This window comes from Herbaspirillum frisingense, from assembly GCF_047325095.1.
Lineage (GTDB): Bacteria > Pseudomonadota > Gammaproteobacteria > Burkholderiales > Burkholderiaceae_D > Herbaspirillum > Herbaspirillum frisingense.
On the sequence record NZ_CP168558.1, the window covers coordinates 144,912 to 168,508 of the forward strand.

Annotated in this window: 20 protein-coding genes and 1 pseudogene; 12 read left to right on the forward strand and 9 right to left on the reverse strand. The window is 63.4% G+C overall.

Annotation, left to right across the window (positions count from 1 at the left end; all coding sequences use genetic code 11):
• Window positions 1–25: 25 nt before the first annotated feature.
• Window positions 26–1,015, reverse strand: coding sequence for a LysR substrate-binding domain-containing protein (locus tag ACEOAC_RS00765; RefSeq protein ID WP_413443555.1), 990 nt, complete (start codon window positions 1,013–1,015; stop codon window positions 26–28).
• A gap of 133 nt (window positions 1,016–1,148) precedes the next feature.
• Here ACEOAC_RS00765 and ACEOAC_RS00770 point away from each other — a divergent pair, with 133 nt between their 5' ends.
• From ACEOAC_RS00770 to ACEOAC_RS00800, 7 genes and pseudogenes are all read left to right on the forward strand, one after another.
• A complete protein-coding gene (locus ACEOAC_RS00770; RefSeq protein WP_413443556.1) occupies window positions 1,149–2,390 on the forward strand; it encodes an MFS transporter in 1,242 nt (413 codons plus the stop codon).
• A gap of 196 nt (window positions 2,391–2,586) precedes the next feature.
• The gene (locus ACEOAC_RS00775) at window positions 2,587–3,123 is read left to right on the forward strand and encodes a GbsR/MarR family transcriptional regulator (RefSeq protein ID WP_241813422.1); all 537 of its coding nucleotides are present in this window, start codon (window positions 2,587–2,589) and stop codon (window positions 3,121–3,123) included.
• A gap of 100 nt (window positions 3,124–3,223) precedes the next feature.
• Window positions 3,224–4,516 (forward strand): SDR family oxidoreductase, encoded by a 1,293-nt coding sequence (locus ACEOAC_RS00780; RefSeq protein WP_413443557.1) that lies wholly within the window; start codon window positions 3,224–3,226, stop codon window positions 4,514–4,516.
• Between the two features lie 11 nt (window positions 4,517–4,527).
• Entirely contained in the window at window positions 4,528–4,992 is a 465-nt protein-coding gene (locus tag ACEOAC_RS00785; RefSeq protein WP_241813387.1) for a DUF2269 family protein, read from the forward strand.
• Between the two features lie 169 nt (window positions 4,993–5,161).
• Window positions 5,162–5,413 carry a hypothetical protein gene (locus tag ACEOAC_RS00790; protein ID WP_006463474.1) on the forward strand — a complete coding sequence of 84 codons (252 nt, stop codon included), beginning with the start codon at window positions 5,162–5,164 and terminating at the stop codon, window positions 5,411–5,413.
• Window positions 5,414–5,436: 23 nt separating this feature from the next.
• Window positions 5,437–6,075, forward strand: coding sequence for an ATP-binding cassette domain-containing protein (locus ACEOAC_RS00795; protein WP_077236499.1), 639 nt, complete (start codon window positions 5,437–5,439; stop codon window positions 6,073–6,075).
• Window positions 6,076–6,317: 242 nt separating this feature from the next.
• Window positions 6,318–7,922: pseudogene (locus ACEOAC_RS00800) on the forward strand (methyl-accepting chemotaxis protein).
• A gap of 9 nt (window positions 7,923–7,931) precedes the next feature.
• Here the strand turns inward: ACEOAC_RS00800 and ACEOAC_RS00805 are convergent.
• The 5 genes from ACEOAC_RS00805 to ACEOAC_RS00825 form a co-directional block, all read right to left on the reverse strand.
• Entirely contained in the window at window positions 7,932–8,198 is a 267-nt protein-coding gene (locus tag ACEOAC_RS00805) for a PAAR domain-containing protein (RefSeq protein WP_006463471.1), read from the reverse strand.
• Window positions 8,199–8,234: 36 nt separating this feature from the next.
• Window positions 8,235–9,368 carry a T6SS immunity protein Tli4 family protein gene (locus ACEOAC_RS00810; protein ID WP_413443559.1) on the reverse strand — a complete coding sequence of 378 codons (1,134 nt, stop codon included), beginning with the start codon at window positions 9,366–9,368 and terminating at the stop codon, window positions 8,235–8,237.
• Window positions 9,368–10,663, reverse strand: coding sequence for a T6SS immunity protein Tli4 family protein (locus ACEOAC_RS00815; protein ID WP_413443560.1), 1,296 nt, complete (start codon window positions 10,661–10,663; stop codon window positions 9,368–9,370). Before ACEOAC_RS00815 ends, ACEOAC_RS00810 begins: the two co-directional genes overlap by 1 nt.
• Window positions 10,664–10,752: 89 nt before the next feature.
• On the reverse strand, window positions 10,753–12,498 hold the full coding sequence (locus tag ACEOAC_RS00820) for an esterase/lipase family protein (RefSeq protein WP_413443561.1): 1,746 nt from the start codon (window positions 12,496–12,498) through the stop codon (window positions 10,753–10,755).
• Window positions 12,499–12,501: 3 nt separating this feature from the next.
• The gene (locus ACEOAC_RS00825; protein ID WP_413443562.1) at window positions 12,502–15,288 is read right to left on the reverse strand and encodes a type VI secretion system Vgr family protein; all 2,787 of its coding nucleotides are present in this window, start codon (window positions 15,286–15,288) and stop codon (window positions 12,502–12,504) included.
• 386 nt (window positions 15,289–15,674) lie between these two features.
• Here ACEOAC_RS00825 and ACEOAC_RS00830 point away from each other — a divergent pair, with 386 nt between their 5' ends.
• Window positions 15,675–17,297, forward strand: a complete 1,623-nt coding sequence (locus ACEOAC_RS00830) for an acyl-CoA synthetase (protein WP_413443571.1) — start codon at window positions 15,675–15,677, stop codon at window positions 17,295–17,297.
• Between the two features lie 22 nt (window positions 17,298–17,319).
• Here ACEOAC_RS00830 and ACEOAC_RS00835 read toward each other — a convergent pair whose 3' ends face one another.
• Window positions 17,320–18,597, reverse strand: coding sequence for a DUF445 domain-containing protein (locus ACEOAC_RS00835; RefSeq protein WP_413443563.1), 1,278 nt, complete (start codon window positions 18,595–18,597; stop codon window positions 17,320–17,322).
• A gap of 261 nt (window positions 18,598–18,858) precedes the next feature.
• Here ACEOAC_RS00835 and ACEOAC_RS00840 point away from each other — a divergent pair, with 261 nt between their 5' ends.
• Window positions 18,859–19,119, forward strand: a complete 261-nt coding sequence (locus tag ACEOAC_RS00840) for a helix-turn-helix domain-containing protein (RefSeq protein WP_077236492.1) — start codon at window positions 18,859–18,861, stop codon at window positions 19,117–19,119.
• A 29-nt stretch (window positions 19,120–19,148) separates the two neighbouring features.
• On the opposite strand, the gene ACEOAC_RS00845 is transcribed toward ACEOAC_RS00840, so the two are convergent.
• Complete coding sequence (locus ACEOAC_RS00845) at window positions 19,149–20,567, reverse strand: heavy metal sensor histidine kinase (RefSeq protein ID WP_413443564.1); 1,419 nt, start codon at window positions 20,565–20,567, stop codon at window positions 19,149–19,151.
• Window positions 20,564–21,235, reverse strand: coding sequence for a heavy metal response regulator transcription factor (locus ACEOAC_RS00850; protein WP_006463462.1), 672 nt, complete (start codon window positions 21,233–21,235; stop codon window positions 20,564–20,566). The genes ACEOAC_RS00845 and ACEOAC_RS00850 overlap by 4 nt, the downstream gene beginning before the upstream one ends.
• Window positions 21,236–21,466: 231 nt before the next feature.
• Between ACEOAC_RS00850 and ACEOAC_RS00855 the strand changes: the two genes are divergently transcribed.
• From ACEOAC_RS00855 to ACEOAC_RS00865, 3 genes are all read left to right on the forward strand, one after another.
• Complete coding sequence (locus ACEOAC_RS00855) at window positions 21,467–21,757, forward strand: DUF4148 domain-containing protein (protein WP_006463461.1); 291 nt, start codon at window positions 21,467–21,469, stop codon at window positions 21,755–21,757.
• A 114-nt stretch (window positions 21,758–21,871) separates the two neighbouring features.
• A complete protein-coding gene (locus tag ACEOAC_RS00860) occupies window positions 21,872–22,258 on the forward strand; it encodes a cobalt transporter (RefSeq protein WP_413628637.1) in 387 nt (128 codons plus the stop codon).
• A 66-nt stretch (window positions 22,259–22,324) separates the two neighbouring features.
• On the forward strand, window positions 22,325–23,596 hold the full coding sequence (locus tag ACEOAC_RS00865) for a TolC family protein (protein ID WP_413443566.1): 1,272 nt from the start codon (window positions 22,325–22,327) through the stop codon (window positions 23,594–23,596).
• The last annotated feature ends 1 nt before the right edge of the window (window position 23,597 follow it).

Here is a 23,597-nt window from a genome sequence, read left to right on the forward strand (position 1 = left end):
CGCCCGACCGTCGGGCGGCTACCGGTCAAGTCCGGCCGACCGCCTTGTGGACCACACCTGGCATGGCTTCCTTCATGGTATCGATGAAGTGGCGCAGACGCGCCGGGTAGAAGCGGGCATAGGGGTACAACAGCGAGACCGGCAGGGGTGCCGGCTCCCATTCCGGCAGCAATTGCACCAGCCGGCCAGCGGCCACATCCTCGGACAGTACCCAGGATGAACCTACGGCCGCGCCCATGCCGGCGATGGCCGCATTGCGCAGGGCGTAGAGGCTATCGGTGACCAGCTGGGGCCGGAACGCCACCTGGCTGCGCTCCCCACTGTGGGCGTGGGTCAGCGTCACTTCGCGACGGTAGAAGGCGGGAATGGCGATCCATGGCAGGTCCGCCAGCTCGGCCGGCGACTGCGGCAGCGCCCGTCCCTGCAGAAGGGTGGGGGCGACCACCGTCATGCGCGGCACCTCGGCCAGATGGATCGCCACCACCGAGGGATCGGCCACCTCTCCCACCTGGATCGCGCAGTCTATCCCCTGGCTGATGAAATCGGCGGCACGGTCGTGCAGCAGCCATTCCACCGTGATGCGCGGATGGTTGCGCATGAACTGCGCCAGCGGGCCGATCAGCTGCTCCTGGCCGAAGGCGTGCGGCACGGCCACCCGCAGGGTCCCTTCGGCGTGCTGGCGGGCACCGCGCAACTCGTTCTCGAACTCATCCCAGCCGGCCAGCAATTCCTTGGCCCGTTCATAACAGCGCTCGCCATCCTCGGTCATCTTCATCGCATGGGTGGAACGCTGCAGCAGGCGTACGCCCAGCGAGCGCTCCAGGGTCTGCAGGCGACGACTGATGGTGGGTTGGGTGGTGGCCAGCTGCGCCGCCGCCGCCGACAGGCTGCCGGCATCGACGATGCGCACGAAGGTCTGAATCAGCTCGATGCGGTCGGTCAGCCCGGCAGCGGAAAAGCTGGCCGAATTGGGCTGATCGGACGCGCCAGGGGAGGGGGGGATAGGCTTGCTCATACGGCTAACGTATAACAATTCTGCCGCGTGCGCTACTACCGGATGCGAGCCAGGAGGCGGAGAATCCGTTCCAACGCTGGCAAAGAGGGGGTTTCCCGGGCCGGCCGCAAGACAAACCCTACGGAGTTCCATCATGAACAGCATTCAAAAGACGCATACCGCTGCCCCGGTTTCCGGCCAGCCAGCCGCGCATGCCAATGGCCTGTCGGCGGCCCTGATTGGCCTGCTGGCCACTGGCGCCGGCCTGGCCGTGGCTTCCCTCTACTATTCGCAGCCCATGCTGGGCGTGCTGGCCGATGACATCGGCGCCTCCGAGCGCGCGGTGGGCACGGTGCCGATGTCGACCCAGCTCGGCTATGCCCTGGGCATCCTGCTGCTGGCACCGCTGGGCGACCGCTACGACCGCCGCCGCATCATCCTGATCAAGGCCGCCATCCTGACGGTGGCGCTGCTGCTGGCCGGCGCCGCCTCGGGTGTAGCCACACTGCTGGCGGCCAGTCTGGCCATCGGCCTGACCGCCACCATGGCCCAGGACATCGTCCCGGCTGCCGCCACCCTGGCACCGGAACAGCATCGCGGCCGCATCGTCGGCACCGTCATGACCGGCTTGCTGCTGGGCATCCTGCTCTCGCGGGTGGTCAGCGGCTTCGTGGCTGAACACTTCGGCTGGCGCGCCATGTTCGTGGGTGCCTCGGCCAGCATCGCCTTGATCGGCCTGGCCGCATGGCGTGGCTTGCCGCGCTTCCACCCGACTTCGCGTCTGTCGTATGGCGCGCTGCTGGGCTCGCTGGGTACGCTGGTCAGCAAGCATGGCGCCCTGCGTCGTGCCGCCCTGGCCCAGGGCCTGCTGTCTGTCGGTTTCTCGGCCTTCTGGTCGACCCTGGCGGTGATGCTGCATGGCGCACCCTTCCATCTGGGTAGCGCCGCTGCCGGTGCCTTCGGCCTGGCCGGTGCCGCCGGTGCGCTGGCCGCACCCCTGGCTGGCCGCATTTCCGACAAGAAAGGTCCGGAACTGGTGACCCGTCTGGGTGTGACACTGGCGGCCCTGGCCTTTGCCTCGATGGCGCTGGCACCGTGGTTCTCGACCCAGGGTCAACTGGTCTTGCTGGCGCTGGCCGCCATCGGCTTCGACCTCGGCGTGCAGGCGACCCTGGTGGCGCACCAGACCATCGTCTACAGCATCGAACCGGGCGCCCGCAGCCGTCTGAATGCCGTGCTGTTCGTGGGCATGTTCATCGGTATGGCCGTCGGTGCCGCCCTGGGCAGTCTGGCGCTGGCCCAGTGGGGCTGGATCGCCGTGGTCGCCCTGGCAACCCTGTCGGCCCTGCTGGCCCTGGTGGTGCGGATGTGGCCGGGGGCGGCCAAGGCACACTGAGCCTTAAGCGCGATCTGTTTCCCCTGAGATTGACTGAAACAACGACGGTCCCGGCTTTGCCGGGGCCGTTTTTTATTTTTCCGGTCCGTCATGCCGTCTCCCCATCTGTCATTAACAAACCCGCAATCAGGTTGACGGCCACGGCAGTCCCATCTACAATTTCTGTAATGACAGAAATAACGGAAGAGGAATGACAATGGATCTTGGCCCAACCGCCCAGAAATACGTTCTCCACTGGGGAGAAATGGGGACACGCTGGGGCGTCAATCGCACCGTCGCGCAAATCCAGGCCTTGTTGTTCCTGGCCGACCAGCCCATGCACGCGGAAGAAATCACTGAAACGCTCAATGTTGCAAGGTCCAACGTCAGTAACAGTCTCAAGGAGCTGCAAAGCTGGGGCCTGGTACGCATTGTTCATCTCGCTGGCGACCGGCGTGATCATTTCGTGGCGCTGCAAGACGTCTGGGAAATCTTTCGGGCCATTGTGGAGGAGCGCAAGCGGCGCGAGATCGACCCAACCTTGACGGTATTGCGCGACTGCGCTTCCGAAGCCAGGCATGACAAAAGTTTGAGCAAAGCCGCGCAGGGGCGCATGGATGAGGCGCTGGACTTCCTGCAGATGCTGACGGCTTCCTACGACGACTACAAGCATCTTCCGCCTGCCACGCTCAAGCGCTTCCTGAAAATGGGCGGCAAGGTGGCGCGACTGCTGAGCACCGACGACAAGACCTGAATGATCAAGCGAGATCTTCTTACCGGAAGATCTCGCATTTTTTTAAATAATTATTTCTGTATTTACAGAAATAAGTGACAAAAATTTCGGAGAAACGGCGATGAGGATTCTGGTTCTGGGCGCCACGGGCGCCATCGGCGCGTGCACGCTACAGGCATTGCTGGCAGAGGGTCATGAGGTCATCGGCGCCAGTCGTCGACAGCCGGAACAGGAGGTCGCCGCAAGCACCGCGCCATGGATCGGCGTGGACGTCACCCAATTGCCGACCACCGCCCAGTGGGAGGCCATGCTGGAGGGGGTCGAGCTCGTCGTCAACTGCGTCGGCATCATCGCCGAAAAGCGAAGCGGGGACTTCGAGATACTCCATTGCACCATGTTGCAAGCCCTCAGCGTGGCATGCACGAAGCGGCATTGCGCACTGATCCATCTCTCCGCGCTGGGCAGTGCCAGCACCGCACCTACTGCATATTGGGCCAGCAAAGGAAGGGGAGAAGAGTGGCTGGCCGCGCAAGATATCGCCTATACCATCCTGCGCCCCTCGCTGGTCTTCAGTCCCCAGGGCGCCAGCAGCAAGCTGTTCCTGGGACTGGCCACACTGCCCCTCGTGCTGCTCCCTGGCGCGAACGTGCCGGTGCAACCCGTCTCCGTGGACGACCTGGCGGCGCTGGTCGTGGCCCTCGTGCGCATGCGGCTGGACGGAGAGACCTGGCCACGCCGCATCGACGTCGCCGGCCCGCGCAAGATGACCCTGGCGCAGTACATCAGCCTTCTGCGTCAGGCCATGGGAGCGCCGCCCGCCTGGCTGGGTCACTTGCCGTTTGCCCTGGCGCAACCGATCGCGCGCGTCAGCGCCTGGCTGCGACTGCCGATGCTCGGCCCGGAGCCGCTGACCATGCTGGCGGCCAGCCAGGACGGTCGCCTCTGTCCGGATAACAGCATGATGTGCCAGATTCTGGGCCGTTCGCCACGTGATCCGGCCGGTTTCGCCACCCCCTCCCTCCGGCCAGCGGCCATCGCCGGCTGGGCCTATCCGGCCTTGACTGTGATCATCGCCTGGCTATGGCTATATACCGCGTATGTCTCATGGTTCGCCTGGCCACACGAACAAAGCCATGCCTGGCTATCAGCATGCGCCATCCCGCCCAGGCTGCATGAGTTCGTGCTGGCCACCGCCAGCCTCACCGATGCCGCGCTCGGTACGGCCCTGTTGACAGGACTGCTCCGTGCCCGTCGCTGGCATGGCGTGCTGTGGCCGGTGCAGATAGGCCTGGTCGCGGGTTACACGCTGCTGATGACGGTCTTTCTGCTGCAATTCTGGGCTCACCCATTCGGGCCCCTCTCGAAGAACCTGCCTTTGCTGCTTCTCTTTTGCGTCATGTGGCGCCTACGTTGAAAGGAATTTCCATGACCTACCTCACCATCAAGTGGGTACACATCATCTCGGCCACGTTCATGTTTGGGACCGGCTTCGGCACCGCCTTCTACATGTTCTTCGTCAATCGCAGCCACAACGTGCAGGCCATTGCCGTGGTCACGCGCTGGGTCGCACGCGCCGACTGGTGGTTCACGACGCCGTCGGTGATCGTGCAGCCCCTGTCGGGCTTCTGGATGATCCACCTGGCGGGTTATCCCTTGCATTCGCCCTGGATCATCTGGTCACTTGCGCTCTACGCCCTGGCTGGCGCCTGCTGGCTACCGGTCGTCTGGCTGCAATTGCGGATGCGCGACATGGCGCAGATCGCCGCTAGGCAGGGCACTGAGTTGCCGGCGCGCTTTTGGCGCTTCGAAAAAATCTGGACTGTGCTCGGCTTTCCCGCTTTCGGCGGACTGCTCGTGGTGTATTGGTTGATGGTCAACAAGCCGATGTAAGCAGGTTTTCTTGCGGGGAACATCTGCCGCTGCATGCCCCCTGATCCTTCACATCTTCTATAATCGCGGGCAGGAGACAACCCATCGCCAGCATGATCCCGGCCAGTGATAGCGCCCATCCGGCGCGGCGCGGCGGCCACGCGGCGAACAACACGGCACGGTGAACGGCATGGCCCTGTATTTCAAGAACAAGCGACAGAAGACCTTCCTTGGTGCGCCCGTGGGCTGGCCACTGATGTTGCTGATGGCCGTCGACCTCTGCATTGCGGCCCTGATGTTTCTGTCCGATCACGACTGGAGCGGCCTGATCCTCCTGTATCCGCCACTGGCGCTGGCACTGGCGATGCTGGCCGATGCCCGCAAGGAGAAACGCGCCGCCCAGGAAGCAGAACGACAAGCCGCCCGTCGCCAACGCCGTTGAAACGGCCTCACCCAATCCATCCGATGACCCAAGCTGCTGATCGTGCTGCCCTGCTGCTGGCTTCCCGCCTCAATTTTTCCTATCCCGGTCTGGATCTGTTCCAGGACTTCTCGGCCCGCATCACCTCCGGCGTGACGCTGGTGCGTGGCGGCGATGGGCGCGGCAAGACCACGCTGCTGAACCTGCTGGGCGGCTTCATGCCGGCACGCGACGGGGTTCTGGAACTGGACGGCATGCGCCTGGACAGCGATGGCGAAGCCTATCGACGTCAGGTCTTCTTCATCGACCCGCGTACCGAGGCCTACGACCAGATGTTGCCGGCGGAGGTATTCGCGGCGATGGCCGAGCGGTTTCCGCACTTCGACCACAGCCTGTTGCCGGCCCTGACCGAGGGCCTGTCGCTGACGCCCCATCTGGAAAAGAAGCTCTTCATGCTCTCCACCGGCAGCAAGCGCAAGGTCTACCTGGCTGCCGCCTTTGCCGCCCACGCCAGGCTCACGCTGCTGGACGACCCCTACGCCAGCCTCGACCGGGCCTCGATCAACTTCGTCGCCGCCACGCTCGATGCGCATGCCGATGATGCCCAGCAGGCCTGGGTGGTGGCGATGTACGAAACCCCGACGGCCATCCGCCTGGCCGGGACCATCGACCTGGGCGACTGAGCGATCCCACGCCCGGCCCCCGTTCTACCTTCACATTCTCTCCCCGCCGAATTACGTCGGGACGCCTGAGTCTTCGGCCTGTCAGCGCTCGCCCGCAACAAGGCCGTGCTTGGTTTCAACTGCATCGTCTTCTATGCTGGAAGAGGCAGGGCACCACCGGACTGCCGGCCGTGCCTTGCTTTCCGGTTACGTCGCCCGGCCTGCTTGCCTACCGACAATGAAACGATAACAGGGGGAATTCCATGCAACTTTCCAACGTCACCATCCGTGTGCGTCTGTGGTTGGGCTTCGGCCTGCTGATGGTATTGATGCTGGCCATGGCTGCCAGCGGCATCGCGCGCCTGGCGCAGCTGAACGGCCAGATGAAGGATGTGATCCACGACAAGTATCCCAAGACCGTCGTAGCCGGCGACATTGTCGACCAGCTCAATCTGGTGGCACGCTCGGTGCGCAACATCGTGCTGCTCAAGAAGGAAGCGCAGATCAAGAGCGAGTACGAGCGCATCAGCGGGGCCGACAAGGCCGTGCGCGAGGACCTGGCGCAACTGGACCGCCTGCTTACCGACGCCGACAGCCGTGCCGCCCTGGGCAAGCTGATCAGCGCCCAGACGGCCTACATGTAAAAACGCGACAAGGTCCTGACCATGGTGCAGCAGGGTGGCAAGGAGGGCGCCATCGATGTGCTCATCGACGAAGTGCGCCCGGTACAGAGCGCCACCATGAGCGCCGCCGACGCCCTCATCAAGCTGCAGCACGACATGATGAAAAGCGCGGGCGACGAAGTCGAGGACAACTACCAGCAAGCGCGCGCGCTGCTGCTGACGCTGGCCGTCGTCGGTCTGGCGGCCGCCACCGCCATCGCCTGGATGATCACGCGCAGCATCACCCGGCCCCTGGACCGCGCCGTACGCGTGGCCGAGACGGTGGCGGCCGGCGACCTGACCTCGGCCATCGACGCCCATGGGCGCGATGAGACCAGCATGCTCCTGCGTGCCTTGAAGAAGATGAATGACCGGCTGCTGGAGATCGTGAGCCAGGTGCGCGTCTCCACCGATACCATCGCCACGGCCAGCAGCGAGATTGCGCGAGGCAACCTGGACTTGTCTTCCCGCACCGAGGAGCAGGCAGCTTCGCTGGAGGAGACTGCCTCCTCGATGGAGCAGCTCACCGCCACCGTCCGGCAAAACGCCAGCCACGCCGGCCAGGCCGACCAGCTTGCGGGCTCGGCCTCGGACATCGCGCGCCAGGGAGGGGACGTGGTCAGCCAGGTGGTAAAGACCATGGGAGCCATCGACGATTCTTCCAGGAAGATCGTGGACATCATCGGTGTCATCGATGGCATCGCCTTCCAGACCAACATCCTCGCCCTGAACGCAGCGGTGGAAGCGGCCCGCGCCGGCGAGCAGGGCCGCGGCTTTGCGGTGGTGGCCTCGGAGGTGCGTGCGCTGGCGCAACGCTCGGCCACGGCGGCCCACGAGATCAAGGGCCTCATCGCCGACTCGGTACAGCGGGTCAGCGATGGCAGCAAGCTGGTGGAGCAGGCCGGGCTGACCATGCAGGAGGTGGTGCAAAGCGTGCAGCGGGTGGGCGCCGTAGTCAACGAGATCAGCTCAGCCGGGCAGGAACAGAGCGCCGGCATCGAACAGGTGAACCTGGCCATCGTGCAGATGGACCAGGTGACCCAGCAGAATGCGGCGCTGGTAGAGCAAGCCGCTGCGGCGGCGCAGTCGTTGCAGGACCAGGCCGCGCAACTGGCGCGGCTGGTGTCGGTGTTCAGGCTGGAAGGGGGGACGCCGGGATTGGCGGTGCTGGAGTTGCCGACGAGGGGTCGGCTGGCCTATGCGTAAGTCGGTCCGCTATTGAGCGCTGAAGTTGTTGGCACTGGCAATCAGGGTCGCACCGCAACTGGTCTTGTGGCCCTCGTAGGCGACGGCGACGCCATTGATCTTGTGATGGGCATGGCCTTCGACGATGGTGCAATTCTCGTGGCCCTTCTGCGGGCAACTGCAAGGGTCGCCTACACGGGCCACGGCAATGCCATTGACCTTGAAGTGTGAGGCACTGACGCTGGTGACCTTGCCACCGTGGGAGGTGGCGTCACCGAGACGAATGATCTTGGGCATGGGGATTTCCTTTCGGGCAGGGATTGGAGATAGTGATCAGGAGGCGGACTCGGCGGGGTGGGCAGCGCCGGATTGTGGGGTCTTGGCAGGCTGGGGCATCCCGGCAGCGGGATCGCGGTGAAGCAGCTTTTCGGGGCTTGCGGTAGGACGCACGCGGAAACTGTTGAGGACTTCGTCCCAGAGCTTCACGGCTTGCTCATCCGTTAGTTTTGTCTTTTGCGGGTTGCCGCTTTTGTCGCGGTGACCGGTGGTGAGTTCGATCTTGAGTGCTGGCGTATCCAGGGTACCTTCGCCTTCGGTTTCCCAGATAAAGCTGTGACCGCGCATGCCGCCGCTGTTGGGTGCCGTTGCCAGATGTTCCTGGCCACGGTAGGGGCCGACTTGGCGATCGCCGCTGCGCAAAACCCGTACCGATGTGGCCAGGCGACCCAGAAATTGCAGCACACCGCCCATGCGCTCCAGCAATGGACGGTCGTGCTTACTCATGTGTAGCGGGTAAAACCAGACGGAGACAAACGCGTCAGGATGACCGGCGATGTCGATATCAACTCCAGCTTCCTCCAGCTCCCACTCCGGGCTGGCGATGAAGCCCCCCTCGAAGCAGTAGCCGGGTTCTGCAGGAATTTCCGTATCGGGGCGCGGCCGAAGATTTGAAAGGGCCTTCTCCATCTTGCTGAGAACAAGTTCTTCTCGACTCATGGTGCCCTCGACCGGTGGGCTAGTCCCTGCTTGCGCCTTCAAAAAATACTGCGTTCCATCGATCCATCGGTATCCTTCAATTTCAATCAAACCTCTCGCCCGTTCAAATTCCCAAAACGCAAACAATCGAGATTCTGCATCGGGTGTCCGCGATACTCGTAATATGCTGGGATCCTGATCGTGCTTTCTTGCTCTGAGCGCAGCTTCCTTTTGATTGAGCTCTCGCTGAAAGGCCTCGCGCGACTTCGGCGCCGGACGCTCGATCTGAAGGTAATCGTACTTGTAGTCTGCTCCGCTAAGCTTAGATCCCAGGGGCACGTCGATAAGAAATCGACCGACGCAGAAAGTGGACACAGAAGGAGCTGGACGGTCGTTCATCAGTTCTGATCGCTGGTCGCCGCTATCTGCAGCGCTGGGGGTCGCGACCAGCACCGCTATTGAGAAGATCAACCAAGAGAGTGCGCGGCGCATCACGACTTGCTCCCGCCTTGCGTATCGGCACTTTCACTGGCCGAGTCGCTTTCCGAACTGGGGACGTCGGCCCCTTCTTCGTAATCGACCAGAGTCCATACGGTCTTGGTTTCATATGTCGGTGGTTTCTTGCGCAGGGCCTGCCACAGGTTCGGTGGACCCAGCAGGACAACGGAGGGCATCGTCTCCCCAGCCTTGAAGAAGCGCCGACGACCGCCCGCAACATTACCCGTGTCAACGCATCGCCACCAGCCGTTCTGCGGGCAGATGCTGCCGGTCCCGGCGAGCTCACCGAGAGGATGCAAGGGGGAGGATGGAGGATTGTTCTGGCTGGTTTTCTGCGGGTCCGTGGTCGGACGCACGCGGAAGCTGTTGAGGACTTCGTCCCAGAGCTTCATGGCTTGCTCATCCGTTAATTGTGTCTTTTGGGGGTTGCCATCTTTGTCTCGATGACCGGTAGTGAGTTCGATCTTGAGTGCTGGCGTATCCAGGGTACCTTCGCCTTCGGTTTCCCAGATGAAGCTGTGACCGCGCATGCCGCCGCTGTTCGGCGCCGTTGCAAGATGTTCCTGGCCACGATAGGGGCCGACTTGGCGATTACCGCTACGCAGGACCCGCACTGATGTGGCGAGGCGACCAAGCGATTGTAGGACTCCGCCCATGCGCTCCAGTAACGGGCGGTCATGTTTGCTCATGGCCAGGGGGTAGAACCAGACGGAGACAAACGCGTCGGGATGACCCGCTATGTCGATATCGATACCTGCCTCTTCACTCTCCCACTCGGGACTGGCGATGAAACCACCCTCAAAGCAGTAGCCTGGTTCTGCCGGGATTTCGGTATCAAGACGCGGCCGAAGATGTGTGAGAGCCCTTTCCATTTTTCCGAGAACAAGCTCCTCCCTGCTCAGGGTTCCCTCTACTGGCGGGCTGGTTCCGGCTTGTGCCTTCAAAAAATACTGCGTGCCATCAATCCATCGGTATCCTTCCACCTCCATGAGGCCGTCTGCTATATCGAATTCCCAGAATGAGAACACCCGAGTTTCTGCATCCAAGGTTCGCGATAAGCGCAATAGACTGGGATCCCTTTCATGCTTTTCTGCTTTTAGCCTTGCTTCCTTTTGATTGAGTTTACTTTGGAAATCCTCGAACGACTTCTGCTCGGGACGCTCAATTTGCAGGTAATCGTACTTGTAGTCTGCTCCGCTAAGCCTAGATCCCTGGGGCACATCGATAAGAAACCGACCTACACAGAAAGTAGAAATGGAAGATGAATTAGTGGATTGGATGTTCATCATATTGGGTCGCTGGTTACCGCTGTCGGCATCGCACCTTGTGGCGACGAACAGCAAAAGAGGAAATATCAGAGGGAAATAGGTATACCGCCTCATTTTTCCTCCAATAAGCTCTTCGCGTAGTGGGATGCAGCCACCATGCTGACGATGGAATACAGGGTGACAGCTTGTGCGATTGGAGCGTTGTATGAAAATTGGTGTTCGTAGCTATCGTGCATTTTCGATTTTCCCTCGTGTTTGAACATCTGTATCGCGTACGGCTTAGGCGCCGCGCCCGACTCGGCGGGCACCGTTCCGTCGCCGGGACCGGTCCCATCCTGGATGCTGAAGCTCACTCGGTGTCTGTCCGAAAAAGCGAGATCCACCTTGCCATTCAAGTCATCGAACTCAAGCACTGCGGATTCCGGCTTATTTGGGGCAGGCCGCGCGGCCTTCCATAACACTTCGTTCCAAGAAGGTTTTTCTGTATCTGCGGCGTAATAGGCATACGTCGTGGGGTGGTATTCGTTGGCGATCATCTGATGAAATTTCATCGCTACTTTCATATTCTTAAGGTACTTATCAAAATCCGCATTGCCGGGGACAAACGAGGGAGCCAGCTTTCCCTCCCTCATCGCTTTCTCTCGATCCTCCCTCCCCGCCGGATCAATCAAATCCTCCCTCACCAGCTTCCACCAATCCGCCGTATTGTTCAGATAGATGTTCGCGTAGGGGTCCCCCTCGCCCAGAAAGCTCTCCATCTCCTCCTGTACCCCGCGTTGCCCCATCCCCACGTAACTGACGCGCAGCCAATGCCGCTCACCACTGTTGGTCCAGGTCCGGTATTGATCTGTGGGCAGCAGCTCCAGCGGACCTGCTGCGTTGGCCATCACTGCGGTGCAGTCGGCGCCGTTACGCCCCAGAATCACCTGTGCTGCCCCCTCAAACCCCGCGCGTATGCGCTTGTAGGTGGCCGGAGCCCCCAGGGCGGGCATGACACCGTGCAGCACCCCCAGGATGCGCTGGTCCATTCCAGGCAATTGCGCGCAGGCACGGGCCACCAGGCCGCCCATGCTGTGCGTGATCAGGATCACCTGCTCGCAGGCTTTGCCCTTGCCGCGGTAATAGGCGGTGATGCGTTCGATCTCGGCGGCCAGTCGCTCGGCGGAGACCTTGTTGCTCTGCAACCAGTTGTACCCCACCGCATGTACCGGGTAGAGCAGTTCGGCAGCGTCGCGCAACTGCTGCTCCTGCAGTGGAACGAAGGGCTTTTGCGCACCTAGCTTGGCGGCGTCCTGGCGGTTCATTACCAGCTCCTGCCAAAGTGGTGTGAGCGTCTGACCCTGGCTGATCGGATCGAAGATCGTCGCCATGCTCTTCTCCAGAAATGCCAGGATCTTTTCGTAGCTGTCGCCGTGTAGTTGGCCCCAGCCACGCCATCGCGCGCGCTCGGCATCGGTCTTGCCAGGCGCAATCGCCAGCAAACTTTTGCAGGCGTCGTCGGGATAGGCCGGCCCCTCATCATCGACCTCTGTTTTATCGGGATTGAGCAGGCGCTGCCTGTCCGCTGCGGTTCGAACGAGCGACCTGAGCAGGAGAATGACAGCATCCCATTTACCTTCAGGCGGAAACCACGCCGCCCCCTTATCACGGCCCTTGACCTTGAGCCGCGTCCCCATGATCCCCGGCACGAAGACGATGGGCAGCACCGCATCCGGCGAGGTGAGGCACAGGGCGCGCACCTTCATGTTCTTGCCGGTCAGGACCGACTGCGCCACATCGTTGCCCTGATCGTCCCAGCTGGTGCCGACCAGGCGGGTGGGTTCCGGGTTGTTTGCCTGCTTCACTGTCTGATTCATTGCCTACTCCTTCAGTAGATGCAGCCGGGCGATGCGCAAAGCCATGTCCTGGCTCAGCTCGGTGCGGCCCTGCTCGTCGGTGATGCCTTCCATGGCGCTGCCATCGTCAAGTTCGATGCGGTAGCGCTGGTGCGCATGGGGTCGCCCGCTGCCGCGCCGGGCCAATATGAAGCGCTCGTCAGTCGGCACATTGCTGACCGGCAGGGTGATCTCGGGAACGTGCGCGTCTGCGCCGCCCAGGTGATGGAAATCGGCCGAGCGGATGACGTGGTCGCCGCTGCTCTGCTGGGTGATGGCGCCACCGCCAAGATCAATCTGCGCGCCCTGTGCAACGAAGCGCAGGCGCGGTGCCTGCAGCACGATTTCTTCTGCGGCGGTGAGAACGATGCGTTTGGCAGAGGTGGCTTCGATGTTGTCGGCGTCCGTCTGCAGTTCCAGCTTGCCGCTGGCGGCAACCAGCTTGATCCCCAATCGATGGGCGAACAGGCTGATGCTTTCGGCCACGCGGGCCAGCAGCTTCTTGCCCACCGAGAGCTGGGTGTTGCCGACGCTGATCATGTCGATCTGGGTCTGTGCGCCGATGGCGATACTGTCTTCGCTGCTGATGGCGACACCGGCGGGAGCGGTCATGGCGACCAGGGGGTGCCCGCCGCCGCTGCCTTCCTTGTCGGTGTTGCTGCCGGCTTCCCAGCGTTCGAGACGGTCACGCAATGTGCTCAGGGCGCGGGCCTCGGTGTCGCCGGCACGGTGGGTCTGTGCCAGAGAGGCCAGTTGCTGCTGGACGTCCTGCAACGCCGTCATGAGGCCGAGCAATTCCTGCCTGTCGAGTTGCCCTCCACCGGCGGCCGGGCGTGTGGCGGCGCTGATCAGTACGCCTTGTCCACCGCGCAGGGCAAGTGACTGGTCGGTGCGCAACTCCGCGCCTTCACCCCGCGCGGTCCCAAAACCCTGGTCGCGGGGATGAGTAAGCCAACCCAGGTTCAGTTCGCTGTAGCCATGCTGGGAGGCGAGCTGCGCGCTGATTTCGCGCGGCGTGTCGTCCAGCCGTAGCTGGTTGTAGCGGTGGCCCCGGACTTCCTTGCTCTTGATGCCGGCCAGGAAGCGGTTGGCCGGTAAGGCGCCGATGTCGCTGAAGCTGGGCGGCAGGGAGGTGGCGCCGTGCACGCGACCGATGATGATGGGCTTGTCGGGATCACCGCCGAGAAAGTCGACAATGACTTCCTCGCCCACTCGCGGCAGACTGATCGCGCCCCACTGGTTGCCGGCCCAGGTACTGGCCACGCGCACCCAGGCCGAATCGCGCCCGCTGTCGCTGGCACCGGCGCCATTGGCGTGGCGATGATCCTCGATGCGGGTGCCGGGAAAGCGGATCTTGACCCGGCCAAGCGGGTCGCAGAACACTGCCTCGTTGGGGGGACCGACCACATGCGCGTTCTGCAGGCGGGGCGTCGGCACATCCTGTCGCGGATCGAAGGCCGGTACCACCGGGGTGCCGCGCCGTACGCAGGAAAAATGGTTGCGGTAGCGGAACGCCCGCGTGGGCGAACCTTGATTCGAAGTTTCGACGCCCTGGTGTCCATCCTCGTTGCCTATTTCCCACCGGTTTCGAACCGACAGAGCCTTCACTTTGGTCGCCAGGCTATGTGGCAGGTTGTTCTCGGCCTCGACGTCGAGGCTGGTGACGATGAATTCCCGCTCGTGGGCGGGATGCCGGTCCAGCTCCGGATGATCTTCGATGGTGATCCACTCGCCCACGCGCAGTGCGCGCACAGTGGAGCGGGCCTGGAAGGATTTGGATTCGTACGCGTGGCGCTGCATGCGCAATTTGCCAAGCTGGCGATAGTCTTCCGCGTCGTTGCCGGTACGCGGGGCATCGATGCGGTAGTCGTCCACACTGGCGGCGAAGCGGCTGCCGAGGATGCCCTGGTCCGCCCGGGTCGTTTCCCGGCTGTGCATGGGGCCGCCCTTGGCGTGGTCCCAGCCATAGCGATTGATGCTGCCGGGCCGCAGGGTTCTCATCGCGCTCCAGTGCGTGATGCTGTCCTGTTCGCCGGGCGCATGGTCGCGGTGATAGCGCACCGTGCCGGCGGCGTTGGCCGGCAACTGGAAGGCATCGTTGAATAACACCAGGGTGTGGGTCGGCCGGCCTGTGCGGTCCTCCGGTGCCGGCTCGCCCGGGCGGATGAACCAGCCTATGCCGCGTCGCTTCCAGAGCCGGCGCAGGAAGTCGCCATCGGACTCGTTGTGCTGCATGGTGAATTCGCGCAAGGGATAGCCTCCGGCCAGCAGGCTCCAGTCGACGTCGAAGCAGGACGTGAGCACGGGATTGATCCTGCGCCACTCGGAGAGCAACACCTGCGTGACATCGAGCTCATTGGCATGCAGGAAGACCCGCGTATTGCTGCGCTGGCCCATCAGCGCCAGGGCGTCGCGCAGGATCAGCCGATAGCTGGCGAGGCCGTCCTCGACTTCACCGGCACTGGCCTCGGCAATCAGGCCGGACACCCTGCGCAATTGGCCACGATCGGTCACGAAGCGGATCTCTGCGGGCAACGCGATAAAGTCCTTGAGCGGCAGATCGGGCTGGGCAGAGATGCAGTGCAGACGGTATTCGAATGCACCGCAGACGACCTCATGGCCTGAGACGTGGGTCACCAGCAGGAGCTCGTCCAGGCGCGGCGCGGAAGCCGGCCCGGGTTCGGCGGGTGGCGGCTGCATCAGCCGCAAATGGATACTGCGTGCGATGTCGGAGTAGCCCGTAAGCGACTCCTTCAGAGAGCGGAAAACCATGCCAGGGTCCTCGATGCGAATCCGCCTGGGTGCCGGGGGCATGCAGGACGGCAGAGCTATAGATGGAATGGGGTAGGACGCAATGCGATTGAGGCGGTTATGCTAGCGGCGGCATACGCAAGCTTCGCGGCGAGGAAGACTGTTGAAGGGTATTTTCGTTAGAATTCGATAACTCTCATTGCCGCACATGCATGCAGCAATGGACGGCCTGCACGCAGTCCCGCATGCTGCGACAAGGCCAAGGCGGTGAAAGACAGGCTCATACCGGCCTGACCCACAAATCAGAGGCGCGCCCGCGTAGGCAGCGCCCACCGGACCACCCGGGACCGTACGGCCCCGACACCCGAAGGAGACCAGAAGTGAATCCCACCATCCCGCCACGCACCGTGATCAATGGCACGCACTACCGCCACGAGGAAGCGGCGCCGTACCAATGGCAGATACCCGAATTCTTCAACATCGGCATCGCCACCTGCGACCGCTGGGCCGATGGCAGTGGCCGTCCCGCCATCATCAGCGAAGAGGCCGACGGCAGCGTCACCACCTGGAGCTACGACCAGCTCAAGACCCTGAGCGACCAGTTTGCCCAGGTGCTGGCGGAGGCCGGCATCGGGCGCGGGGACCGCATCGGTATCTACCTGTCGCAACGCATCGAGACGGTGATCACCCATATCGCCGCCTACAAGCTGGGGGCGATCACGGTGCCGCTGTTCTACCTGTTCGGGCCGGAGGCCATCGCCTATCGGCTGCAGAACAGCGAAGCGGCGGCGCTGGTGACCGACAGCAGCGGCATGGACAAGGTCCACCTGGCCGGCGAACTGCCGGCGCTGAAGGTGGTGTTCTGTGTGGAGCAGTCCGATATCGTGCTGCCGCAGACCACCGACTTCTGGGATCGCCTGCGCGCGGCGGCACCGCTGCCGCAGGCGGTGGCAACACGGGCCGACGATCCGGCCATGATCATCTATACCTCCGGCACCACCGGCAAGGCCAAGGGGGCGCTGCACGCGCATCGGGTGCTGCTGGGGCATCTGCCGGGGGTGGAGGTCTCGCACGACAGCTTCCCGCAGCCTGGCGACCGCTTCTGGACGCCAGCCGACTGGGCCTGGATCGGGGGGCTGCTGGACGTCTTGCTGCCGTCGCTGTACCACGGCGTGGCGGTGGTGGCGCGGCGCCTGGAGAAGTTCGATGCCGAGGCCGTGTTCGGCCTGCTGGCGCGGCATGACATCCGCAATGTGTTCTTCCCGCCGACCGCCCTGAAGATGCTGCGCGGGACACCCTCACCCCGGGAACAGTGGAATTTCTCGCTGCGCAGCGTGGCCAGCGGTGGCGAGACACTGGGTGATGACCTGATCGCCTGGGGACGCGAAGCACTGGGCGTTACCATCAACGAATTCTATGGCCAGACCGAATGCAATCTGGTGGTCTCATCCTCGTCGAAGCTCTATCCCAGTGCTTCGGGCAGCATGGGCCGCGCCGTGCCTGGCCACGATGTGCAGATCGTCGACGAGGATGGCCGGATCGTCCCGCGTGGCAGCGTCGGCAACATCGCCATCCGCGCGCCGGACCCGGTGATGTTCCTGCGCTACTGGCGCAACGAAGAGGCCACTCAGGAGAAATTCGCCGGCGACTTCCTGCTCACGGGGGATCTGGGCAACATGGATGAACAGGGCTATATCCGTTACCTGGGCCGCAATGACGATGTCATCACCAGCGCCGGTTATCGCATCGGGCCGGCGCCGATCGAGGAGTGCATCATGCGCCATCCGGCGGTGCGCATCGCGGCGGTGGTGGGCATCAAGGATGCATTGCGGACCGAGGTGGTGAAAGCCTTCGTGGTGCTCAAGGAGGGCCATGCACCGGGTCAGGCACTGGTGGCCGAACTGCAGCAGCATGTGCGGACGCAACTGGCGGCCCACGAGTATCCCCGCGTGATCGCCTTCGTCGATGCGCTGCCCACCACGGCCACCGGCAAGATCATGCGCAAGACCCTCAAGGAGATGGATCAGTAGTCCGGTTCACCCTGCCCAGGCGTCATGGCCCGTGTGCGGCCCATTGCATCAACCATGACAGGCCGAACAGCAGGGCGCCGATCAATCCCCCCACCAGCGTGCCATTGATGCGGATGTACTGAAGGTCGCGCCCGATGTTCAGTTCGATCTGGCGCGACAGCTCGGCGCTGTCCCATTGCTTGATGGTGTCGCTGATGTGGCGCGTGAGCAGTTGCGCTACCTCCGGGCTGAGGCTGGCCATGGCCCGCTCCAGGTGATCGTTGAGGGAGGCGCGCAACGCGGCGTCCTCCTGCAGCGCGCGACCTATCCATTGCGTGGCGGCAGCAGCCTGCGCATGCAGGGCCGAATCGGGGCGTTCCAGGTCTTGCCGCAGCCAGGTGCGCAAGCTCTCCCAGAGACTGCCGACATAGGCGTTCACGGCCTCGCCTTGCAGGACCTCGCGCTTGATCTGCTCGGCGCGCTCGCGCAGGGCGGGGTCCTGCTTCAAACGCTCGATGAAGCCCGCCAACTGGCGGTCGAAGGCCTGGCGCAGCGAGTGTTGCGGGTCCTCGGCGATGCCGCTGAGCAGTTTGTCCAGGATGTCGGCCAGGGTGGCGGCGGATTTCTCGCCGATCCAGCTGGACGGCAGCAGCTTTTCGATCTTGGGATATTCGCGCTGCAACCATTCCACCATGCGTTCGGCGATGAAGGCGCGGGTCTCTTCGCGATTGAGCAGTTCGGCCAGTGCCACGATGGCGCGGTCCAGCAACTGCTGGTGGCGGCCGTCCAGGGTAAGGGTATCGAGGATGGTGGCCAGCGAGCGCGACAGGTCCAGCTTGCCCAATGCCGCATGCAAGGCGTCGCGCACGAAGGCCTGGATGCGACGGTCGTCGGTGAGCGTGAGCACGGCACCGACCGCCTGCGCCATGTAGCTGCCCAGGCGGGCGGCATTCTCGGGTGCGGCCATCCAGGCCGACAAGCGCTGCGCCGGATCGTGCCGACGCACCAGCGCAGCGAGCGATTGCGGGCTCAGGAATTTCTCTTCGACGAACACCGCCAGGTTGTCGGCGATGCGATCCTTGTTGCGCGGGATGATGGCGGTGTGCCGCGACAACCAGGGCAGTGGCAGATGGCGGAACAAGGCGCTCACCGCAAACCAGTCGGCCAGCGCGCCCACCATCGCCGCTTCGGCCATGGCCCGCAGCAGGCCGCTCCACGGCGAAGGCGGCGCCAGCGACGCGCCGACGAACAGCGTCATCGCCGCCAGCAGGCAGATCAGGGCCAATCGTTTGGCGCGACGCAAGGCTTGTGATTTGTCCATGTCGATGCAGTGCGTGTGATGAAGGTCCTTTTGCTCGCGGGATGAGACAAAGAGCAACAATCAACAGCGAAAGTTCTGATTATTTCGAAGAAAAACTAGAGCTTTTTCGAAGAAATACTCAACCAAACTACGATAACAATCTCGTTATTTTTCGATTATTCCGCGAGAGATTCGCAGGTATAAGTGTTTGTCACGGATAGTTTGTGCGTTTGTAATTGTAGCTAATCGACCGTCACCCCTAGCCGCCCGATCCTTGCGCACATGAAAAATACAGAGACTCCACCAAGCGCCCGCATCATCTTCGGACAAAACGTTCGCAGAGTTCGCCGGCTTAAAGAGATGTCACAAGAAGAACTGGCATTCCGCGCTGACATCAGTCGCACCTACCTGAGCGAGGTTGAACGCGGAGATCGCAATATCTCCGTGGACAACATGGAAGCCCTCGCCATCGCCCTGGAGATGGAATTGCCCGATCTCATGCGGCATACCCTGCTGGCACTGCCCAGCGAGGATTCCCGCTGAGACCCCGGTCCGGCCGATGCCCCTGGCCTTCAGGCCTTACCTGACGAACCTGCCTGCGCCATGGGAAAGCGCAGGGTGAACACCGTCTCACGGCCCGGCATGCTGCTCGCGCCCGCCTGGCCACCATGCAACACCATGATCGACCGCACGATCGCCAGTCCCAGTCCGCTGGAGCCGCTGGCGCTGCTGCGTGAGGGATCGGCCCGATAGAAGCGATCGAAGATGCGCTCCAGCAGGTCGGCCTGGATGCCCGGGCCGGGGTTGGACACCGCAATGACGGTGGCACCATCGACGGTGCTGGCTTCGATCGTGATGCTGCCCTGCGCCGGCGTAAAGCGGATGGCATTGGCCACCAGATTGCCGACGGCGCGCCGCAGCAACATCACGTCGGCCTGGATGCGCCCGCTGCCGATGACCGCGATGCCCACCTGGGCGTCTTCGGCGATGCCCTCGAAATACTCGGCGATGCGATTCAATTCCTGCGCCACATCGAGGTCCTGAATCTGCAGCACCACATGGGCGTTCTCGGCACGGGCCAGGAACAGCATGCTCTCCATCATCCGCGACAGACGCTCATACTCCTCGATATTGGAACTGAGCAGGGCCTGGTATTCATCGATGCCACGGGGCTTGCCCAACGCCACCTGGGTCTGCACCATCAGATTATTCAATGGCGTACGCAGGTCGTGCGCCAGATCGGCCGAAAACTGGCTCAGTTGCTGGAAGCTGCGATGCAGCCGGTCCAGCATCTCATTGAAGGATTGCACGATCTCGTGCAGTTCACGCGGCGCGGCCTGCAGGTCGAGCCGGGTATCAAGACGATTGGCGGAAATGGCGCGCGTCTGCAGGGCCATCATGCGCAAGGGCCGCAGGCCGCTGCGCACCAGGAAAAATCCAAGCAAGGTCGCCAGGACCGTCCCGATGCTGGCCGCCCACCATACGTCGGAACGATAGTCGGCCAGCAACTGCATGCGGTCCGAGGCGGTGCGCACCACCAGCACCACCGCCTGCTCCCCCGAGCGCGTGACGGGCTTGCTGGCGATATAGCGGGCGCGCAGATCGCCGATGTGCAGCGACTGGATACTGTCCCAGGTGCGCAGGTCGATGCGCGAGAGGTCCAGACCCGGCGTGCCGCTGGACGGGTCGTGGCTTTCCATGAGCGTACTGCCGTCGGCGCGGGCGATGCGCACCAGCAGCTGATCGTGACCGGAGAGGGTATCGAGTACCAGATGACGGCGCGCCAGGATGTCGTCCAGCGAAGCCGCATGTTCGACCAGATGATTGATGGAGCGGCACTTGCCGGCCAGTTCCTCATCGTCGCGCCGCTCCAGCTGCACATGCAGCGAATGCGAGAGATAGCTGCCCACCGCCGTGAAAATGAGCAAGGCCAGCAGCCCGAACAGCACCACCAGCCGCAGGCTCATCGAGGCCGGTGCGCGCTGGCTCACTGGCGCGCCTCGAAGACGTAGCCCATGCCCCAGACGGTATGCAGCAGCTTCTTGTCGAAACCGTCATCGAGCTTGGCACGCAGGCGGCGCACGGCAACGTCGACCACATTGGTATCGCTGTCGAAATTCATGTCCCACACCTGGGAGGCGATCTGCGGGCGCGACAACACTTCGCCCGGCCGCCGGATCAGCATGTGCAAAAGCGCAAATTCCTTGGCAGTGAGGTCGATGCGCTGGCCGGCCCGCGTCACCTTGCGCCTGACCACATCGACCACGACATCGTCGTAATCAATGACATCGGCCTCGCGGCTGGGGCCACGGCGCAGCAGGGTGCGCACCCGCGCCAGCAGTTCGGTGAAGGCAAAGGGCTTGACCAGATAATCGTCGGCGCCCAGTTCCAGCCCCTTGACGCGGTCTTCCACCTCGTCGCGCGCGGTCAGGAACAGGACCGGTGTATCGTGGCTGCGCCGCAGTTCGCGCAGGATATCCCAGCCGTTCATGCCAGGCAGCATCACATCCAGGATGATCAGCTTGTAGTCCAGCGTGCGCGCATGGTGCAGGCCATCCACGCCGGTCTGCACCCAGTCCACGACAAAGCCGGACTCGGTCAGCCCGCGCTGCAGATAGTCGCCGGATTTGGGCTCGTCTTCCACCAACAAGATATGCATGATCGGATTCCTGACGGATAAGCCGATATTGTGAACCAGCCCCGTCGGGCATTCATTACAAATCTGTAATGACTGGGCAATCTTTCTGAGCGGACCGGCTCCTTAGAATCCATTCCAACGATACGCCAGACACACCACTGGTCATCGCGTCGGCCCTGGCCGATGCACGCCACCCATCCGGGCGGGCATCGAACTGGGCCTTGTGGAACCACTTCTCAAAGGAGCTTCATCATGAAAATCTCGCATCTCGTCATCGGCACCCTGGTCAGCGCTTTCTCCCTGTCGGCCTTCGCCCAGTCCACCGTCCCCACCGAAGCAGCCCGCGACCAGGCCAACCTGTCGGCCCGCAACAACTATCCGGTGGTGCAATACCAAGGCACCAAGACCCGCGCCGACGTGGTTGCCGAACTGAAGGCGGCCGAACTGGGCCAGCCGATGCAGACCGCCGGCGCCAAGCCCTCCCTGCAGGACAGCAGCACCCAGAACCAGGCCTTTGACTCCTCGCTCTACAACGGGGCATAATCGGCGCCGGCCGTTACCGCAGCGGTAACGGCGGCTGTGGCCGTGACTGCGGTGACAGCCCCCATCGTGGCTACCTGCCTGTCCCGGGCCGGTAGCCAAACCCACGTCTCCTTCATGCGTGCATTGATTCTTTTCCTGGCCTTGTTGTTGCCGTTGCAGCTCTCGTGGGCTGCAGTGGCCAGCTATTGCCAGCCGGAAAAGGAAAACCACGGTGCCGCACCCACCGACCATCCCGGCCACCCCGGCCACCATGAACATGCCGCTGCACCAGCAGGCGACGAAGCCTCCCCCGACGGTCGCGGCAACGCGGGGCAGGGTGGCGACGCCGATGCGGCCTGTGCGGTCTGCCAGCTGTCCTGCATGAAATCCATGCAATGGCAGGGCGCGCCAATGGCCGACCAGACCGGCACCACGCTTGACGTTTTCAGCACCATCGCCCCCCATCCCAACTCCCACATCGCCGACGGGCCGGACAAGCCCAACTGGCCGCTCGCCGCCTAGCCCGGCGAGCACGCTTCCCTTCTTTCTGCACTCGCCGGATTCCCCTTTTCACCACTGGAGAATTCGATGTACCGGCATATCCCCATGCTGGCGCTTGCCCTGCTCGCGCCGGCCCTGGCCGTGGCCCAAGCCACGCCGCCAGTTGCTGTCCCGTTTTCGGCACCATCCACCGACGCGGCGCCCGTCCTCACCCTGGCCGCCGCACTGGACCTGGCGGCCTCCCACAACAAGGCCTTGTCGGCCGCCCGCCTGGAAATCGAAGCGGTCGAAGGCAGCCTGATGCAAGCCGGCGCGCGCCCCAATCCGGAGTTTTCTGCGCTCATGGAAGACACCCGCAAGGCCAGCCGCACCACCACCTACCAGATCAACCAACCCATCGAACTGGGTGGCAAGCGCAGCGCCCGCATCGATGCGGCACAGCGCCAGCTGGACATGGCCAGGCTGGAGTACGCCAGCCTGCGCCAGCAGATGCGCAGCCGCATCACCAGCGCCTATCACGACGCCTTGCTGGCCGGTGAACGCCAGCGTCTGGCCGCCGAGCTGGTGCAGCTGGCGCAGACCGCTGCCGACATGACGGCGCGGCGCGTGCAAGCCGGCAAGGTTTCGCCGGTAGAACAGACCAAGGCACAACTGGCGCTCTCCACGGCCCAACTGGAACGCCAGCAGGCAGAGAGTGACGCCACCCTCGCCCGCGGCCAGCTGGCCAGCCTGTGGAACGCCCGGCAGGCCGACTTCGTGCTGGCCGATACCGCGCTCGATACCCTGCCACCGCTGCCGGCCATCGCCGACCTCACCGCACGCGTGGGCAACGGGCCGGCGGTGCAGCTGGCGCGGCTGGAGGTGGAACGGCGCGCCGCGCTGGCACGCATCGAAAGCAGCAAGCGCGTTCCCGACCTGACGCTCTCAGTAGGCAACAAGCGTGACGAAGAGGCCGCGCGCAACATGTGGGTGGTCGGCTTCTCGCTGCCCATCCCGGTATTGGACAGCAATCGCGGCAATGAACTGGAAGCCATCAAGCGCACCGACAAGGCGCGTGACGAACTGGCCCTGGTCGAACTGCAGATGCAAAACGACGCCGCGCAATCCTACGAGCGCCTGCGCAATGCCCGGACCGAAGCACTGGCATTGCGCCAGGACATCGTCCCCGGCGCACAGAGCGCCTATCTGGCCGCCCGCACCGGCTTCACGCTGGGCAAGTTCGGCTTCCTCGATGTGCTCGACGCGCAGCGCACCTACTTCCAGGCAAGGGCGCAGTACTGGAAAGCCCTGTCGACCGCCTTCCAGGCCGCCGCCGAACTCGATCGCCTGGCCGGCGACGCCATCCTCAACCTGCAATGAG